15 protein-coding genes are annotated in these 16,473 nt (G+C 64.6%); 6 read left to right on the forward strand and 9 right to left on the reverse strand.

Annotated features, from left to right (window positions below; all coding sequences use genetic code 11):
- Window positions 1-126 precede the first annotated feature (126 nt).
- From deoD to ACOHWE_RS15745, 3 genes are all read right to left on the reverse strand, one after another.
- Window positions 127-831, reverse strand: a complete 705-nt coding sequence (deoD, locus tag ACOHWE_RS15735; RefSeq protein WP_420667669.1) for a purine-nucleoside phosphorylase — start codon at window positions 829-831, stop codon at window positions 127-129.
- Window positions 832-850: 19 nt separating this feature from the next.
- Entirely contained in the window at window positions 851-1,168 is a 318-nt protein-coding gene (locus ACOHWE_RS15740) for an H-NS histone family protein (protein WP_420667670.1), read from the reverse strand.
- Window positions 1,169-1,286: 118 nt separating this feature from the next.
- Window positions 1,287-3,254 (reverse strand): methylmalonyl-CoA mutase family protein, encoded by a 1,968-nt coding sequence (locus ACOHWE_RS15745; protein WP_420667671.1) that lies wholly within the window; start codon window positions 3,252-3,254, stop codon window positions 1,287-1,289.
- A gap of 198 nt (window positions 3,255-3,452) precedes the next feature.
- Between ACOHWE_RS15745 and ACOHWE_RS15750 the strand changes: the two genes are divergently transcribed.
- From ACOHWE_RS15750 to ACOHWE_RS15775, 6 genes are all read left to right on the forward strand, one after another.
- Window positions 3,453-4,886, forward strand: coding sequence for a 1-acyl-sn-glycerol-3-phosphate acyltransferase (locus tag ACOHWE_RS15750; protein ID WP_420667672.1), 1,434 nt, complete (start codon window positions 3,453-3,455; stop codon window positions 4,884-4,886).
- A 110-nt stretch (window positions 4,887-4,996) separates the two neighbouring features.
- Window positions 4,997-6,283 carry a crotonyl-CoA carboxylase/reductase gene (gene ccrA / locus ACOHWE_RS15755; RefSeq protein ID WP_420667673.1) on the forward strand — a complete coding sequence of 429 codons (1,287 nt, stop codon included), beginning with the start codon at window positions 4,997-4,999 and terminating at the stop codon, window positions 6,281-6,283.
- A gap of 369 nt (window positions 6,284-6,652) precedes the next feature.
- Window positions 6,653-7,372: a helix-turn-helix transcriptional regulator gene (locus ACOHWE_RS15760; RefSeq protein WP_420667674.1), complete on the forward strand. Its 720-nt coding sequence runs from the start codon at window positions 6,653-6,655 to the stop codon at window positions 7,370-7,372.
- A gap of 102 nt (window positions 7,373-7,474) precedes the next feature.
- Window positions 7,475-8,116 (forward strand): acyl-homoserine-lactone synthase, encoded by a 642-nt coding sequence (locus ACOHWE_RS15765; RefSeq protein ID WP_420667675.1) that lies wholly within the window; start codon window positions 7,475-7,477, stop codon window positions 8,114-8,116.
- Window positions 8,117-8,182: 66 nt separating this feature from the next.
- Window positions 8,183-9,718, forward strand: a complete 1,536-nt coding sequence (locus ACOHWE_RS15770) for an ATP-dependent DNA helicase (RefSeq protein WP_420667676.1) — start codon at window positions 8,183-8,185, stop codon at window positions 9,716-9,718.
- Complete coding sequence (locus tag ACOHWE_RS15775; RefSeq protein WP_420667677.1) at window positions 9,715-10,452, forward strand: SDR family oxidoreductase; 738 nt, start codon at window positions 9,715-9,717, stop codon at window positions 10,450-10,452. Before ACOHWE_RS15770 ends, ACOHWE_RS15775 begins: the two co-directional genes overlap by 4 nt.
- An 83-nt stretch (window positions 10,453-10,535) precedes the next feature.
- Here the strand turns inward: ACOHWE_RS15775 and ACOHWE_RS15780 are convergent, their stop codons facing one another.
- The 6 genes from ACOHWE_RS15780 to ACOHWE_RS15805 all read right to left on the reverse strand — a co-directional run bounded on the left by ACOHWE_RS15780 (window position 10,536) and on the right by ACOHWE_RS15805 (window position 16,468).
- Window positions 10,536-11,318: a TIGR02186 family protein gene (locus ACOHWE_RS15780; protein WP_420667678.1), complete on the reverse strand. Its 783-nt coding sequence runs from the start codon at window positions 11,316-11,318 to the stop codon at window positions 10,536-10,538.
- A gap of 2 nt (window positions 11,319-11,320) precedes the next feature.
- Complete coding sequence (locus ACOHWE_RS15785; protein WP_420667679.1) at window positions 11,321-12,244, reverse strand: sulfite exporter TauE/SafE family protein; 924 nt, start codon at window positions 12,242-12,244, stop codon at window positions 11,321-11,323.
- Window positions 12,245-12,621: 377 nt separating this feature from the next.
- Window positions 12,622-13,587 (reverse strand): ABC transporter permease, encoded by a 966-nt coding sequence (locus tag ACOHWE_RS15790; protein ID WP_420667680.1) that lies wholly within the window; start codon window positions 13,585-13,587, stop codon window positions 12,622-12,624.
- Entirely contained in the window at window positions 13,587-14,681 is a 1,095-nt protein-coding gene (locus ACOHWE_RS15795) for an ABC transporter permease (RefSeq protein WP_420667681.1), read from the reverse strand. The genes ACOHWE_RS15790 and ACOHWE_RS15795 overlap by 1 nt, the downstream gene beginning before the upstream one ends.
- On the reverse strand, window positions 14,682-16,211 hold the full coding sequence (locus tag ACOHWE_RS15800; RefSeq protein WP_420667682.1) for an ABC transporter ATP-binding protein: 1,530 nt from the start codon (window positions 16,209-16,211) through the stop codon (window positions 14,682-14,684). It lies immediately after the preceding gene.
- On the reverse strand, window positions 16,208-16,468 hold the full coding sequence (locus tag ACOHWE_RS15805) for a nuclear transport factor 2 family protein (RefSeq protein WP_420667683.1): 261 nt from the start codon (window positions 16,466-16,468) through the stop codon (window positions 16,208-16,210). Before ACOHWE_RS15805 ends, ACOHWE_RS15800 begins: the two co-directional genes overlap by 4 nt.
- Window positions 16,469-16,473 lie beyond the last annotated feature (5 nt).

Here is a 16,473-nt window from a genome sequence, read left to right on the forward strand (position 1 = left end):
TGCGGCGGCCGGGCCTTGGGCCGGGCAGCGCGCCTGCGGCGTGCTGCGGTAATGCAAATTGCGGCGGCCAGCAAAAAAAAGGCAGCGGAGACCCGCTGCCTATTCCTGTCTTAACAGCTCCGCCGCTCAGGCGAAGGCTGCTTCCAGTGCTATTTCCACCATGTCGCCGAAGCTGCGCTCGCGCTCGCCGGAGTCCAGCGCCTCGCCGGTGCCCAGGTGGTCGGAAACCGTCAGCACAGCCAGGGCCCGGCAGCCGTGGCGCGCCGCAAGCGTGTAAAGCTCGGCAGCCTCCATCTCCACGCCGAGGATGCCATGGCGCACCATCTGCTCGTTCAGGTCGGGGCGCTCGTCGTAAAACGTGTCCGAGGAGTAGATGCCCCCCACGTGAGTGGTGACGCTGCGCTTCGCCGCAGCCGCATGCGCCGCCTGCAGGAGGCCCCAGTCGGCGCAAGGCGCAAAGTCGAACTCCTTGAAGATGGTGCGGGAGGGGCTGCCCGCGGAGCTCGCCGTCATTGCCAGGATCACGTCGCGGAGCGCAACCTTCTCCTGCATGCCGCCGCAGGAGCCGATGCGGATCAGCGTTCTGGCGCCGTAGTTTCGGATCAGCTCGTTTGCGTAGATCGACAGCGAGGGCATGCCCATGCCGCTGCCCTGGATGGTGACGCGGTGGCCGTTCCAAGTGCCGGTATAGCCAAGCATGCCGCGCACCTCATTGACGAGGGTTGCGCCCTTGAGAAAGGTTTCTGCCGCCCATTTCGCCCGGTAGGGGTCACCGGGCATCAAAACGGTTTCCGCAATTTCACCTTTTGCGGCACCAATGTGGATGGTCATGAATTCACCTGTTCCTGGTTCAGATTTCCAATTCGGAAATATCCATGCCCGCGGTCAGCGCTTCGTGCACCCAATGCGGTTTCCGGCCGCGGCCGGTCCAGGTTTCGCTCGGGTTTGCGGGGTTGCGGTATTTCGGGGCGGCCTTGGTCTTTTTTGAACTCTGGCGCGCGGCAGAGGAAATTTCATCCAGCGAGAAACCATATTTTGCGGCGGCTTCCTCGGCCGCTTTCAGGGCTTCCTGACGTTCCCGCAACTCTGCCTCCCGCAGGGCGTTTTCGACATCACCCTGCAGCTTGAGCAATTCTTTACGGGACATCGACGAAAGGTCTTGGGTCACGTGGCACTCCTTTGCAAATGGCACACCACTTGATTTGGTGTGTCATTCTTTATGACCCAAATACCAGACGCGGTTCAGCATCTTTTTTTGCTTCTCGCGAAAAATTGCGCAGGCAAAGTCAATTTGCTGCAATTTGAGGCGGCTTTGCCAGCTCTACGATGTCACCAATAATTGAATTGAGCTCGAAATCCTTGGGCGTATAGACACGCGCCACGCCGTAGGATTTCAATTTCCGGGCGTCTTCGTCGGGAATGATTCCGCCCACGACTACCGGCACGTGGCCAAGGCCTGCCGCTTTCATGCGCTGCATCATCTCCTCCACCAGCGGCAGGTGGCTGCCCGACAGGATCGACAGGCCAACCACATGGGCATCGTCCTTCTGCGCCGCCGCGACCAGTTCCGCTGGCGTCATGCGGATGCCGTCGTAGGTGATGTCCATGCCGCAGTCGCGGGCCCGGAATGCAATCTGCTCGGCACCGTTGGAATGGCCGTCGAGCCCAGGCTTGCCGACCACGAACTTGATGCGGCGGCCGAGCGTGCGGCTCACCGCGTCCACGGCGGCGCGCAGGTCGTCCAGCCCCTCGGTTTGGTTGGAGACCGAAGCGGAAACCCCGGTGGGCCCGCGGTAGGTACCGTGGACGCGGCGCATCTCCTCGGCCCATTCGCCGGTGGTGACGCCGGCCTTGGCGGCCGCGATGGAGGGCGCCATGATGTTTGCGCCGCGCGCGGCGGCCTCCCGCAGGCCTGCCAGCGCCGATTGCACCGCGTCCGCGTCGCGGCTGCCGCGCCACTCGTTCAGCCGGGCGATCTGCTCCTGCTCCACCGCCGGATCGACCACCATGATGCCGCCGTCCTCGCTCTGCAGCGGCGAGGGCTCTCCCTCGGTCCACTTGTTGACGCCGACGACCACGGTTTCATTCCGCTCGATCCGGTTCAGCCGCTCGGCGTTGGAATCGACCAGCCGGCCCTTCATGTACTCGATGGAGGCCACCGCACCACCCATCGACGCGAGATTGGCGAGTTCGGCGCGGGCGCCTTCCTTCAGCTCCTCCACTTTGGCGTCCACGACCGGGTTTCCGTCGAACAAGTCGCCGTATTCCAGCAGGTCGGTCTCGTAGGCCAGGATCTGCTGCATTCGCATCGACCACTGCTGGTCCCAGGGGCGGGGCAGGCCGAGGGCCTCGTTCCAGGCGGGGAGCTGTACAGCCCGGGCGCGGGCCTTCTTCGACAGTGTCACCGCCAGCATCTCGATCAGGATGCGGTAGACGTTGTTTTCCGGCTGCTGCTCGGTCAGACCCAGCGAGTTCACCTGCACGCCGTAGCGGAAGCGGCGGAACTTCGGGTCCTCCACGCCATAGCGGTCGCGGCAGATCTCGTCCCAGAGGTCGACGAAGGCGCGCATCTTGCACATTTCGGTGACAAACCGGATGCCCGCGTTCACGAAGAAGGAGATGCGGCCGACCATCGCCGGGAAATCCTCCGCCGGGACCCGCGGCTTCAGCTCATCGAGCACCGCCTGCGCGGTGGCAAGCGCAAAGGCCAGCTCCTGCTCCGGCGTCGCGCCCGCCTCCTGCAGATGGTAGGAGCAGACGTTCATCGGATTCCACTTAGGCACATTGGTGTAGCAGTACTCCGCCACATCCGCGATCATCTTGAGGCTGGGCTTGGGCGGGCAGATATAGGTGCCGCGCGAGAGATATTCCTTGATCAGATCGTTCTGCACGGTCCCCTGGAGCTTGGCGACATCCGCCCCCTGTTCCTCTGCCACCGCAATATAAAGTGCCAGCAGCCAGGGCGCGGTCGCGTTGATCGTCATTGAGGTATTCATCTGCTCCAGCGGAATCTGGTCGAACAGGGCGCGCATGTCGCCCAGGTGGCCGATTGGCACACCGACCTTGCCGACCTCGCCGCGCGCCAGCTCGTGGTCGCTGTCATAGCCGGTCTGGGTGGGCAGATCGAAGGCGACGCTAAGCCCGGTCTGCCCCTTCGCCAGGTTAGACCGGTAGAGCGCGTTCGAGGCCTTGGCGGTGGAATGGCCGGCATAGGTGCGGATCAGCCAGGGGCGGTCTTTTTGCGTCTGCGGCATTGCGGGCCTCGCGATTCATGGTGTTGGTAATTTTATTTCGTCACGGTGATGTAAACCGTAATGATCGACCCTTGTCAATTCGCTGCGTTGCGGCAAAGGCCGCATGGCCCGAGCAGCAAGGGCGGGGCGGTGGCTGGGCAAATTCGGTGGCTGGGCAAATTCCTTGTCAACGTCCGGCACCTGGGCAACTGTCCGGATATGACGCAGACGGTAGAACTTCCGCTTTGGCTTTTCGTGCTTGTCGTGGTTTTTGCCGCGGTGACCTTTGCCTCGCATTTCCTGTTCCCCTCAGTGCGCTGGTTCTTCCGGCGGCGGCTGGAGCGCGCGGTGGCCCGGCTGAACCGGCGGCTGGAGCGGCCAATCGAGCCTTTCAAGCTGGCGCGCCGCTACGATATGATTCAGCGGCTGATCTACGACCCGCAAGTGACGAAGGCCGTGGCAGAGCAGGCGGCGGCCGAGGGCATCCCGGAAAACGTCGCATTCGAGCAGGCCCGCCGCTATGCCCGAGAGATCGTGCCGGGGTTTTCCGCGTTTGCTTATTTCGGTCTGGCGATCCGGGCCGCCCGGTTCCTGTCCAACGCGCTTTACCATGTGCGCTTCGGCCACCGGGACGAAAGCGCGCTGCGCCAGATCAGCCCGGATGCCACCGTGGTCTTCGTGATGAACCACCGCTCCAACATGGATTACGTGCTGGTCACTTACCTTGCGGCGCACCGGCTGACGCTGTCTTATGCGGTGGGGGAGTGGGCGCGGGTCTGGCCCTTGTCCCGGCTGATCCGGGCGATGGGCGCCTATTTCATCCGCCGCCGCTCGCTGAGCCCGCTCTACCGCGCGGTTCTGGCGGCCTACGTGCGGCTTGCGACCCGCGGCGGCGTAACTCAGGCGATGTTCCCCGAAGGCGGGCTCAGCCTCGATGGGGCGCTGGCAGCGCCCAAGCTGGGGCTGCTGAAATACATTGCCGATGCCAGCGCGGCCGAGGCACGCGACGTGGTTTTTGTGCCGGTGGCGCTGAACTACGACCGGGTGCTTGAGGACAAGATCCTGACATCCGCCGCCCGCGCGGGCGAACGCCGCTTCCGGGCGCGCATTGGGGTGGTGGCGCTGAAGATGCTGCGCCAGCTGTGGCTGTGGATGACCGGCCGATACCGCCGCTTCGGCCACGCGGCAGTAAGCTTCGGCCGGCCGCTCAGCCTGCGCGGCTTTGCCGAAGGGCGCAGCGGCGAGGTGACCGTACCGCTCGCACGGGAGCTGATGGAGCGGATCGGGGAGATCGTGCCGGTGCTGCCGGTGCCGCTGGCCGCCGCGGTGCTGCTGGAGCAGGACGATCTGAGCCGCGCTGCCGTCACCCACCGCGCGGCTGCGCTGCTGGAAGCGATTCCGTTCTCGGCACTGCACCTGCCGCGGGAGAACTGCGTATTCGAGATGGCCACAGCGCTGCGGCGGCTGGAGTCGCGGGGATTGATCACCTGCCGTCAGGGCCGCTGCCGGGTGGCGCCGGGGCAGCGCGATCTGCTGGCCTTTTACGCCGCATCGATCCGCCATCTGCTGCCGAAACCAATGCTGGCGGAGCCCGCATCCGCTCCCGGCGATGCTGCGGCTGCCACATGCGATGCTGCATCCGCTCGGTCATAAAATTGCGCAGTTGATCCGAAGGGGGTTGCATTGTTACCCTGCCAATCCTATCCCTCAGATAAGCGCTGCGATTCTGCACCGCGGCAAAAGAGGCAAACAAGGAGGCCATCATGGCACTGGACACCCAGACCGACGTCATGTCGTACGAGGCGCCCGAAAAGGATCTTTATGAGATGGGGGAAATTCCCCCGATGGGTTTCGTGCCCAAGAAGATGTACGCTTGGGCAATCCGCAAGGAGCGCCACGGCGAGCCGGACACTGCGATGGTGCAGGAAGTGGTCGATGTGCCGGAGCTGGACAGCAACGAGGTGCTGGTTCTGGTGATGGCGGCAGGCGTCAATTACAACGGTGTCTGGGCCTCGCTCGGCAAGCCGATCTCGCCCTTTGACGGCCACAAGGCGCCTTACCATATCGCCGGCTCCGATGCTTCGGGTATCGTCTGGGCAGTCGGCTCCAAGGTGACGCGCTGGAAGGTTGGCGACGAGGTTGTAATTCACTGCAACCAGGACGACGGCGACGACGAGGAGTGCAACGGCGGCGACCCGATGTATTCGCCCAGCCAGCGGATCTGGGGCTACGAGACTCCGGACGGCTCCTTCGCCCAGTTCACCAATGTGCAGGCGCAGCAGCTGATGCCGCGGCCCAAGCACCTGACCTGGGAGGAAAGCGCCTGCTATACGCTGACTCTGGCCACCGCCTACCGGATGCTCTTCGGCCACGAGCCGCACGACCTGAAGCCGGGCCAGAACGTGCTGGTCTGGGGCGCCTCGGGCGGGCTGGGGTCCTATGCGATCCAGCTGATCAATACCGCGGGTGCCAACGCCATTGGTGTGATCTCGGACGAGAGCAAGCGCGACTTCGTCATGGGGCTCGGGGCCAAGGGCGTGCTGAACCGCAAGGACTTCAACTGCTGGGGCCAGCTGCCGACGGTCAACACTCCGGAATATGCCGAGTGGTTCAAGGAAGCCCGCAAGTTCGGCAAGGCGATCTGGGACATCACCGGCAAGGGCGTGAACGTTGACATGGTGTTCGAGCACCCGGGCGAGGCGACCTTCCCGGTCTCCACTTTCGTCGTGAAGAAGGGCGGCATGGTGGTGATCTGCGCTGGCACCACCGGCTACAACCTGACATTCGACGTGCGCTATATGTGGATGCACCAAAAGCGCCTGCAGGGCTCGCATTTCGCGCATCTGAAGCAGGCCTCCGCTGCCAACAAGCTGATGGTGGAGCGCCGTCTCGACCCTTGCATGTCGGAGGTCTTCACTTGGAACGATCTTCCCGAAGCGCACATGAAGATGATGCGCAACGAGCATCTGCCGGGCAACATGTCGGTGCTGGTGCAAGCGCCGAAGACTGGCCTGCGCACCCTGCAGGACGTGCTGGAGGCGCGCGGCTAAGCAGACCGGCACCGGCCCGCTGCGCCGGTGAACGTCCGCGAATCACGGCAGTGACTCGCGGACGTTGCACGTTCCGGAAGGTTTGCGCGCGCTTAACGCGCATCGCATCCGAACCCGCCATTTATGGGGAGGGAAAAATAGTGAATATCTTGCAGGTCCGCCTGCCGTTAATCAGATATTTTACGGTGTTTTTGCTTTTTCACGGGGCGCCCATGGAACAAAATGAGTGGATATTGGACGTTCTCATTGACCTCAGGGAGGTTGCCGCTGCAAAAGGGCTGGGGACCCTGGCCAGTCAGCTGGACACAACCTTGCAGGTCGCTCGGACAGAGATTGCGCCAATTCCCAACCACAGCGGCACCCGGGTGAATGGCGAAGCAAGCAGAATTGGACCGTATTCTGGAGGCACTTGATGCCACCACTTCCCTCGATGGTCTGCAACAGATCATCGAACAGGTCTGTGCGGTCTTCGATGTCGATCATGCCATGTACCATTGGGTCGACAGCGCCGGCGACCATTACTATTTCGGCACCTATTCCCAGGAATGGACCGAACGCTACGCCGAAAAGGCCTATGTGCGGATCGACCCCGTGGTGGCCGGATGCTACCAGCGCTTTCACCCGGTGGACTGGAAACGGCTGGACTGGTCTTCGAAACCCGCGCGCGAATTCCACAAGGATGCGCTCGCGCATGGAGTCGGGAACCAGGGGTATTCCATTCCTATCCGCGGCCCGAACGGCCAATTTGCCGTGTTTACCATAAGTGACAACTGCGACGATGAGACCTGGATGAAATTCACCGGCAAGCACAGCCGGGACCTCATCCTGATGGCGCATTATTTCAACCGCAAGGCCTTGGAATTCGAACCCAGCCGCGGCCCTGACCAGACCCAGCCGCTGTCCCCGCGCGAAGTCGATGCGCTCACGCTTCTTGCCATCGGTTACAGCCGCGCGCAGGTGGCCCAGACGCTCTCGATCTCTGAGCACACGCTCAGGGTCTACATTGAAAGCGCCCGTTTCAAGCTGGGCGCTATCAACACCACCCACGCCATCGCCCGGGCGATCAGTCTCGGAATCATCATCATATAGCAATTGATTTTTGCCGTTAGCGTTAACGGGAAAAAACAACCTCAGGGACTCACCTTGGAGGCGGTACCCTGTCCCCACTTTTCAAGTTAAAGGGGACTCAACATGCTTCGATACATCTACGGCCGCGACTTGCACAAACATGCAGACCTGGCGCATTCGATGTTCTGCGACCGGGCGGATCAATTCAGGACCCGGCTGGGCTGGGACGTGCAGGTGGACGTTCGCGGCGAGGAGCGCGATCAATACGACGCACTCGACCCGCTCTATGTGATCTGGGAAATGCCCGACGGCAGCCACGGCGGCTCCATGCGCTTTCTGCCCACAACCGGCCGGGTCATGGTTAACGAGGTCTTCCCCGGCCTCACCGGCGGTGTGCCGATCTGCAGCCCGCTGATCTGGGAATGCACCCGCTTCTGCCTGTCCCGGCACGCCAGTGGCAATGCCGCGGGTGCCCTGACGCTCGGCGGGGTGGAAATCATGCGCAACTTCGCGGTGCAGCATTTCGCGGGAGTGTTCGACCGGCGCATGGTGCGGATCTACCGCAGCCTCGGCTTCAGCCCCGAAATCGTCGCCACGCAGGGAGAAGGCCGCGAGCGCATCTGCCTTGGCCTTTGGGAGTATTCCGAAGAAATCTACCGCACTGTGGCGGCTAAGGCCGGGATATCGCCGGATCTCTCGCAGCTGTGGTTCGACCGTGCCTTCGGCTGCCCTGGCAGCCAGGCGGACATGGCTCTCACCGCCTGATGGAAAGGCTCTGCCGGGCGGCCGGTTCCGCTGGCGGAGCCGGCCGCCCGGCTGTAGTGTCGCGTCATGACAGAGATCCCCGTGACATTTTCCGACGACCAGGCCACCGCCTTCGACAGCGTGGCGGAGCTTCTGCTGAAGGCTGGGGTGGATCTGGCGGACTGTCTTCTGCATCCGCCTCGCGGCGATGCCGGGGTGATGGCGGTTATCGGCAAGGCGGGTTCCGGCAAGACGCTTTTGCTGGCGGAGCTCTACAAGGCGCTGGAGCAGGCGGGCGTCGACGTCGTCTCGGGCGATTACGAAAGCCGCAAGAAGACCGACCGGCGCACGCTGGCGATTCTCGCGCCCACCAACAAGGCGGCGAGTGTGCTGCGCCTTCGCGGTGTGCCCGCCACCACCATCCACCGCATTCTCTACACGCCGGTATACGATCCGGAGTATGAGCGCATTGCAGAATGGCTCTCCGGAAACGGCGAGAAGCCCGAAATTGAAGGCCTGAGCGAGGAAGCCCTGGCCCGCGCCGCCGCCTTTTTCGGGAAGAACAAGTCAATTCCCGGGGCGCTTGCCGCTGCGGGACTGCGCGGCTCCGACTTCATCACCGGCTGGAAGCGGCGCGAAGAGCCGCTCGACATCGGTTTCATTGACGAGGCCTCGATGCTGGACGACCGCCAGTTCGAGGACCTGAAGGAGATCTTTCCCAATCTGGTGCTGTTCGGCGATCCGGCACAGCTCGCGCCGGTGAACCAGTCCGGCTCGATGGTATTCGACACGCTGCCTGAGCCGCGCCGCTTGATTCTGAACCGGGTGCACCGGCAGGAGGCGGGCAACCCGATCCTCGACCTGGCCCACGCGCTCGCCGATCCGCAGTTGGGCTTCGAGGATTTCGAACGTATGGTGGAGGACACCGCGCGCCGCGATGATCGCGTGGTCTGGGGCCAGCGGGTGGAGGTCGACTTGATGGCGCGCTCGCCAGTGCTGGTGTGGCGCAACGCGACGCGCATCCGGCTGATCAACGCTTTTCGAACCGTGCACGGCGCCCCTGAAGATGCGCTGATCGCAGGCGAGCCCCTGATCTGCGACGGGCTGGAGCTGCCGCTCAAGCACCGCAAGAAACGCCTCGATCTGGAGGCGCGCGGGCTGATCAAGGGCGCCCAGGTGATCTACCTCGGCCCCGGCCGCAAACCCGGCTTCTCACGCCTGCACGTGATGGGCGCCGAGGACCCGCAGGTCTCCGCCGCCTCCATCGTGAAGATCGAGAAACCGGACGAGGAAGAGCCCTTCATCCCCTATGCCGCCCGCATGGGGGCCACCTTCCTGCACGGTGCCGCGGTGACCATCCACAAGGCGCAAGGCTCGCAATGGGACACCGCGCAGGTCTTCGCCCCCGACATCTATGCCGCCGCCCGCATGGGCCGGGTCGAGGCGGGCCAGCCGCTCTGGAAACGGCTCGCCTATGTCGCCATCACCCGCGCTCAGGAGCGGCTGATCTGGGTGGTGCGCAACCGGCTCGCGAAGCCGACCGCCGCGCTGCCGGTCGACGACCTGAAGGCACTGCCTGCCGCGGCGCTGACGCTGGAAGCCCAGGAGGAAACCCCGGCATGACCAAGACCATCCTGATCACCGGCGCCAGCTCCGGCATCGGCCGTGCGGTCGCGGAGCAGTTCCTGGCCGAGGGCTGGCAGGCAGGCCTGCTTGCGCGCCGGGCCGAGGCTTTGGAGGAAGTGGCGGCAAATCGTTCCAATGCTCACGTTCTGCCGGCCGATGTGACCGACCCGGCGGCAGTGGACAGGGCATTTGCGCGTTTCAGCGCCGCGACCGGCCGCCTCGACGTGCTGTTCAACAACGCAGGCATCTTCACGCCACCCGGGCTGATCGACGAAATCCCGCTGGAAGACTGGCACGCCTCGCTGAACGTGAACCTCACCGGCATGTTCCTCGCCGCCCGCGCCGCCTTCCGGCAGATGCGCAGGCAAGACCCGCAGGGCGGGCGGATCATCAACAACGGCTCCATCGCCGCGCATGTGCCGCGCCCCGCGTCGGCGCCCTATGCGGCGACCAAGGCGGCGGTCACCGGCCTCACCCGCTCGCTATCCCTTGACGGGCGCGCCTTCAACATCGCCTGCGGCCAGATCGACATCGGCAATGCCCGCACCCCGATGGTGGAGGAGCTGAGCAACCGCCACGCCGCTGCCAATCCGGAAGGCGAGCCGATGCATACCTTCGCGGTGGAAGACGCCGCCGCGTCGGTGCTGCACATGGCCAATCTGCCCTTGGAGGCCAATGTCCAGTTCATGACCGTGATGGCCACCCGAATGCCCTACATCGGCCGCGGCTGACACGGAACCGGTGCGCCGCGCAGCAGCCTCCGGCGGGGGTGGGAATTGGCCGGAGGCCAAGTTGGCAGCGCCGCTCCCGGTCCTCAGCGGTCGCGCAGCAGGCTGAATGCGGTCGAGGCCCCCCAGCCGGCGGCGATGGCAATCACCAGCGACATCACGCCGTAGAGAAAGGGCTGCTCACGCGACAGGCCGTAGAGGAACTTCTCCAGCCCCACCTTGCGCACGTCGATCACGGTCTCATAGCGCGATACCACCTGGCCCCCGCGGGTGAGGAAGATGCGGGTGTTATAGGCGCCCTCGGTCAGGTCGGCGGGCATGTCGATGGCGGTGCGGAACAGGGTCTGCTCGTCCACCGCAACGGTATTTTCACGCAGCGAGTAAAGCCCGCCGTTCTCCCGGATGCGCATCACCGCCTCGGCAAATTTCTGGGCGCCGCGGATGTGCATGGCAGCCCCCACCGAGCGGATCGCGCGGCGGATCGAGACCCGGTGGCGCAAGTCTTCGGTGTCGCGCAGTACTTCGCGGAAGGGGGCGGAGGTGGCGACGGCATAAAAGGCAGGCGCCGAATCCACCAGCACGCTGTCTGTGTTGACCCAGATGCCGAAGCGTTTCTCCTTGCGGCGTACCATGACCGGGGCCTGGGGGCCCGAGACTGCGACAATTACCTGCAGCGGGTCGTCTTCGGGGATAGGGGTTTCGCGCTTCACTGCTCCAAAGACCAGAATCTCGGAGCCGTCGAAAGTAGCGGTGATGGCGACCCGGTCCTGGCTCAACCCGAGCACAACCTCTTCTTCGCCAGCCTGGGGCGCGGAGAGGGGAAGCAGCGCGAGGGCAAGCCCGAGAGCCAGGCGGGGCAGGGCGGCCATGGTCAGTGCCCTCCCGGCGCGCCGAGCGTATAAAGCTCGCCCGGCATCAGCAGCAGGTCGAGCGCCAGCTTGGCGCAGACTGCGATGACCATCAGCGCCAGCAGAATGCGCAGCTGCTCGGCCTTGAGGTAGACGCCGATGCGGGTGCCGATCTGGGCGCCGATCACGCCGCCAATCAGCAGGAGCACAGCCAGCATGATGTCCACCGTGTAGTTGGTTGTTGCGTGCAGCATGGTTGTGAAGCCGGTGACCAGGATAATCTGGAACAACGAAGTGCCGACCACGACCTTCGTCGGCATGCCCAGGATGTAAATCATCGCGGGCACCATGATGAAACCGCCGCCGACCCCCATGATCGCGGCCAGGATGCCGACGCAGACCCCCACCAGAATCGGAGGAATCACCGAGATATAGAGCCCGGAGGTGCGGAAGCGCATCTTGAAGGGGAGCGCGTGCACCCAGCCGCGCTGGCGCCTTGCGGGTGCCGGGCTGCCGCCTGCGCGTCTCGCCTTGCGGATGGCGTTCAGGCTTTCGATGAACATCAGCCCGCCCACCACGCCGAGGAAGACCACATAGCAAAGCTTCACCAGGAGATCGACCTGCCCCGCAGCCTTCAGCAGATTGAAGACCACAACCCCCAGGGCCGCGCCTATGAGGCCGCCCGCCTGCAGCACCAGGCCCATCTTGATGTCGACCGTGCGCCTTCGGAAGTGCGCCAGCACGCCCGAGAAAGACGACGCGACGATCTGGTTTGCCTCGGTCGCCACCGCCACCGCGGGCGGGATGCCGATGAAGAACAGAAGCGGCGTCATCAGGAAGCCGCCGCCGACCCCGAACATACCCGAGAGGATGCCGACCATCCCGCCAAGACCGAGGAGCAGGAAGGCATTGACCGAGACCTCGGCGATGGGAAGGTATATCTGCATAATCTTTGTTAGCCCGCCGCCCGTTGAGAAATCAAGAATCCCTGCCGCTGTGCAGCATGCAGGACCGATCAGAGTACGGCAACTGGACTTATCGCGCCGCTGCGGGGCGGCTGCGCGGATGTTCGGAAAAGGCAGGCGACCGCCGGCGCGGAACCAGGCCGCCTGGCCGCCGCGGGGCACCGGCGCCCGCCCGCGCAGCGGCGATCGGTTGGGGCGGGCGCTCCGCCGGGAGGGGGCTACGGGCTTGGCCGGCATTAACTGCCACCGACGCGGGCTGGGTGGCCTGCGCGCGCGGCGGGTCATGGTTTGGCGGCATCTCACTAAAGAAACGCCCGGCTTGGGGCCGGGCGTTTTTCCCATTCGCGGGGCAGGGCGGCTCAGCGCTCCTTCACGTAGGGCTCGCCGCCCGCCCGCGGCGGGATCGCCTTGCCGACAAAGCCTGCGAGGATCACCACCGTCAGCACGTAGGGCAGCGCATCCATCACCTGCACCGGGATCGTGATGCCGCCGAGCTCGATGCTCTGGAAGCGCAGCGCCACCGCCTGCAGGAGGCCGAACAGCAGGCAGGCGCCCATCGCGTGCCAGGGCCGCCACTTGGCGAAGATCAGCGCTGCCAGCGCGATGAAGCCGCGGCCCGCGGTCATGTCCTTCACGAAGCCCGCCTGCAGCGCAGTGGCGAGGTAGGCGCCCGCAATGCCGCAGAGGAAGCCGCAGATCAGCACCGCGCCATAGCGCAGGCCGACCACCGAGACGCCCGCGGTATCCACTGCCGCCGGATTCTCGCCCACCGCGCGCAGGCGCAGGCCGAAGCGGGTGCGGAACAGGATCCACCAGGTGGCGGGCACCGCGAGGAAGGCGAAGTAGACCAGGATCGAATGGCCGGAGAGCAGCTCGGAGTAGATCGGCCCGAACACCGGCACGTCCGCCACCGCATCGGCAAAGGGCAGCTCGACCGGCTTGAAGCGGCCGCCGCTGAACAGCGAGGGCGTGCGGCCGCCCTGTTTGAACCAGTCCTGCGCCACCAGCACCGTCATGCCCGCGGCAAGGAAGTTGATCGCTACGCCGGAGATCAGCTGGTTGCCGCGGAATGTGATCGATGCCACCCCGTGCAGTCCCGCCAGCACCAGCGAGGAAGCGATGCCCGCCAGCAGGCCGAGCCACACATTGCCGGTGACCGCCGCGACCGCCGCGGAAAAGAAGGCCGCCATCAGCATCTTGCCTTCGAGGCCGATGTCGAAAATGCCGGCCCGTTCCGAGAACAGGCCCGCAAGGCAGGCCAGCAGCAGCGGCGTTGCCAGGCGGATGGTACTGTCGAACACCTGGATGATCGTGAGGAATTCCATCAAGCCTTCTCCTTGCGCAGCGCCAGGAACAGCTTTTCAAGCGGCATCCGCACCATGTTGTCGAGCGCGCCGGTGAACAGGATCACCAGCGCCTGGATCACCACGATCAGCTCGCGCGGGATTGTGGTCCAGAGCGCGAGCTCGGCGCCGCCCTGATAGAGGAAGCCGAACAGGATTGCCGCGAGGAACACTCCGAACGGGTGGCTGCGGCCCATCAGGGCAACCGCGATGCCGATGAAGCCCGCGCCCTCGGTGGAGTTCAGGACCAGCCGCTCGGCCTCGCCCATCACGTTGTTGATCGCCATCATGCCCGCCAGTGCGCCGGAGATCAGCATCGCGATCATGATGATCTTCACCGGCGAGATGCCGGCATAGACCGCGCCCGGCTCGGAATGGCCGTAGGCGCGGATCTCGAAACCCAGCCGGGTGCGCCAGATCAGCAGCCAGACCACGATACAGGCCGCCACCGCCACCAGGAAGGAGACATTCGCGGGCGCGGCCTTGGAAAACTCGATCCCCAGGGGCGCCAGGATGTCATGCAGCGACGGCAGGTGCACCGAAGCGGGGAAGCGCGCGGTGGCCGGGTCCATCGAGCGCTCGGGGCGCAGCACGTTCACCAGCACGTAGTTCAGCACCGCCGCGGCGATGAAGTTGAACATGATGGTGGTAATCACGATGTGGCTGCCGCGCTTGGCTTGCAGATAGGCCGGGATCGCGGCCCAGGCGGCGCCGAAGAGCCCCGCCCCCAGGGCGGCAAAGACCAGCGCTATCGACCAGTGCGGCCAGGGGATATAGAGGCAGACCAGCGCCACGCCGAGGCCGCCGAGCATCGCCTGGCCCTCGCCGCCGATGTTGAACATGCGGGCGTGGAAGGCCACCGCCACGGCGAGGCCGGTGAACAGGAAGTTGGTGGCATAATAGAGCGTGTAGCCCCAGCCATAGGTCGATCCCAGCGCGCCGCTCACCATCAGATCCACGGCGGCGATCGGGTCTTCGCCAATCCCGAGGATCACCAGAGCAGAGAGGATTGCGGCCAGCACCAGACTGATCAGGGGGATCAGCACGACGTCGGCCCATTTCGGCATTTTGTCCATTTACGCGGCCTCCCCCGCGACGCCGGCCATCAGAAGGCCGAGTTCTTTTTCATTAGTCTGATCCGCCGGGCGCTCGCCCATGATCATGCCGTCAAACATCACCGCCACCCGGTCGCTGAGCGACAGGATCTCTTCCAGCTCGACCGAGACAAGGAGGATTGCCTTGCCCTGGTCGCGCAAGGCGACGATCTGCTTGTGGATGAATTCGATGGCGCCGATGTCAACGCCGCGGGTGGGCTGGCCAATCAGCAGCAGATCGGGGTTGCGCTCGATTTCACGTGCGACGACGATTTTCTGCTGGTTGCCGCCCGAGAAGTTCTTCGCCGCAAGCCAGGGATCGGGCGGCCGTACGTCGAATTTCTCCATTTTGGCGGCGGTGTCGGCCTTCAGGGCAGCGTTGTTCATCAGCAGCCCGCGCTGGTACTGCGGCGCGTGGTGATAGCCGAAGGCGACGTTCTCCCAGGCGTGGAAGTCCATGATCAGCCCTTCGCGCTGGCGGTCCTCCGGCACGTGGCCAATGTGGGCGGCGCGGCGCGCGCGTCCGTCGGCGCCATGGCCGGTCAGCGGCAGCGGCTTGCCGTGCAGCTTGATCGACCCAGTGCCTTCACGCATGCCGCCAAGCACCTCCAGAAGCTCCGACTGGCCGTTGCCCGCAACCCCTGCAATGCCGAGGATCTCGCCCGCGTGCACGGTGAGGTCGATGCCCTTCAGACGTTCAACGCCGGCGCCATCCACCACCTTGAGGTTCTCCACCTCGAGGATGGGCTTGCCGGGGCGGGCGGGGACCTTGTCCACGCGCAGCAGCACCTTGCGGCCTACCATCAGTTCGGCCAGATGCTCGGGGCTGGTTTCCGCGGTTTTCACAGTGGCGGTCATCTCCCCGCGCCGCATCACCGACACTGTGTCGGTGTATTCCATGATTTCGCGGAGCTTATGGGTGATCAGGATGATCGTCTTGCCCTCGCTGCGCAGCCGGTCGAGGATGCGGAACAGCTGGTCCGCTTCCGAGGGCGTGAGCACGCCGGTCGGCTCGTCGAGAATAAGGATCTCGGCCTTGCGGTAAAGCGCCTTCAGGATCTCGACCCGCTGCTGCATGCCGACGCCGATTTCGTCGATGCGCTTGTCCGGATCGACAAAGAGCTCGTATTCCTCCTCCAGCGCCTTCAGCTCCTTGCGGGCGCGGGTGAGCGAGGGCATCAGCATGCCGCTGTCCTCGGCGCCCAGCACGATGTTCTCCAGCACGGTGAAATTCTCGACCAGCTTGAAATGCTGGAACACCATGCCGATGCCCGCGGCAATCGCCGCCTGGCTGTCCGGGATCTCGGTCTTCTTGCCGTTGATGAAGACCTCGCCCTTGTCGGCCTTGTAGAAGCCGTAGAGAATCGACATCAGCGTCGATTTGCCGGCGCCGTTTTCCCCGATGATACCGTGGATGGTTCCCGGGGCGACGCGAATGGATATGTCCTTGTTTGCCTGGACCGGGCCAAAAGCCTTTGAAATGCCTTTGAGTTCGATGGCGGGGGCGGTCACGCGGGCTCTCCCATGCCTGCAAATCCGATCGGCAGGACTGCTTTGCCGTCTGCGGAACCGGCAAAGTAATATCCGTGCAGCATCGCGCCAAACTGCGCGATGTAGTCCAGAAAGGCTGCGCGCCCGTGCTCAGGCCCGGGCGCATTTGGATCGGAATAGTAGAAGTTGGGCCCGGCCGCCGCATCCGCCTTGGCGGCGCGGCTTCCGGGCGACGGATCGCCCCAGGCGGACAACAGAAGATGTAAGGAATCCGTCATCGCCT

Source organism: Cribrihabitans neustonicus (genome assembly GCF_048820895.1).
Classification (GTDB): Bacteria; Pseudomonadota; Alphaproteobacteria; order Rhodobacterales; family Rhodobacteraceae; genus Cribrihabitans_A; species Cribrihabitans_A neustonicus.

Excerpts from the sequence above, each read along its gene's own strand:
- deoD (WP_420667669.1), bottom strand. The coding sequence starts at position 831 with ATGACCATCCACATTGGTGCCGCAAAAGGTGAAATTGCGGAAACCGTT.
- ACOHWE_RS15745 (WP_420667671.1), bottom strand. The coding sequence starts at position 3,254 with ATGCCGCAGACGCAAAAAGACCGCCCCTGGCTGATCCGCACCTATGCC.
- ACOHWE_RS15750 (WP_420667672.1), top strand. The coding sequence starts at position 3,453 with ATGACGCAGACGGTAGAACTTCCGCTTTGGCTTTTCGTGCTTGTCGTG.
- ccrA (WP_420667673.1), top strand. The coding sequence starts at position 4,997 with ATGGCACTGGACACCCAGACCGACGTCATGTCGTACGAGGCGCCCGAA.
- ACOHWE_RS15760 (WP_420667674.1), top strand. The coding sequence starts at position 6,653 with ATGGCGAAGCAAGCAGAATTGGACCGTATTCTGGAGGCACTTGATGCC.
- ACOHWE_RS15765 (WP_420667675.1), top strand. The coding sequence starts at position 7,475 with ATGCTTCGATACATCTACGGCCGCGACTTGCACAAACATGCAGACCTG.
- ACOHWE_RS15770 (WP_420667676.1), top strand. The coding sequence starts at position 8,183 with ATGACAGAGATCCCCGTGACATTTTCCGACGACCAGGCCACCGCCTTC.
- ACOHWE_RS15775 (WP_420667677.1), top strand. The coding sequence starts at position 9,715 with ATGACCAAGACCATCCTGATCACCGGCGCCAGCTCCGGCATCGGCCGT.
- ACOHWE_RS15780 (WP_420667678.1), bottom strand. The coding sequence starts at position 11,318 with ATGGCCGCCCTGCCCCGCCTGGCTCTCGGGCTTGCCCTCGCGCTGCTT.
- ACOHWE_RS15785 (WP_420667679.1), bottom strand. The coding sequence starts at position 12,244 with ATGCAGATATACCTTCCCATCGCCGAGGTCTCGGTCAATGCCTTCCTG.
- ACOHWE_RS15790 (WP_420667680.1), bottom strand. The coding sequence starts at position 13,587 with ATGGAATTCCTCACGATCATCCAGGTGTTCGACAGTACCATCCGCCTG.
- ACOHWE_RS15795 (WP_420667681.1), bottom strand. The coding sequence starts at position 14,681 with ATGGACAAAATGCCGAAATGGGCCGACGTCGTGCTGATCCCCCTGATC.
- ACOHWE_RS15805 (WP_420667683.1), bottom strand. The coding sequence starts at position 16,468 with ATGACGGATTCCTTACATCTTCTGTTGTCCGCCTGGGGCGATCCGTCG.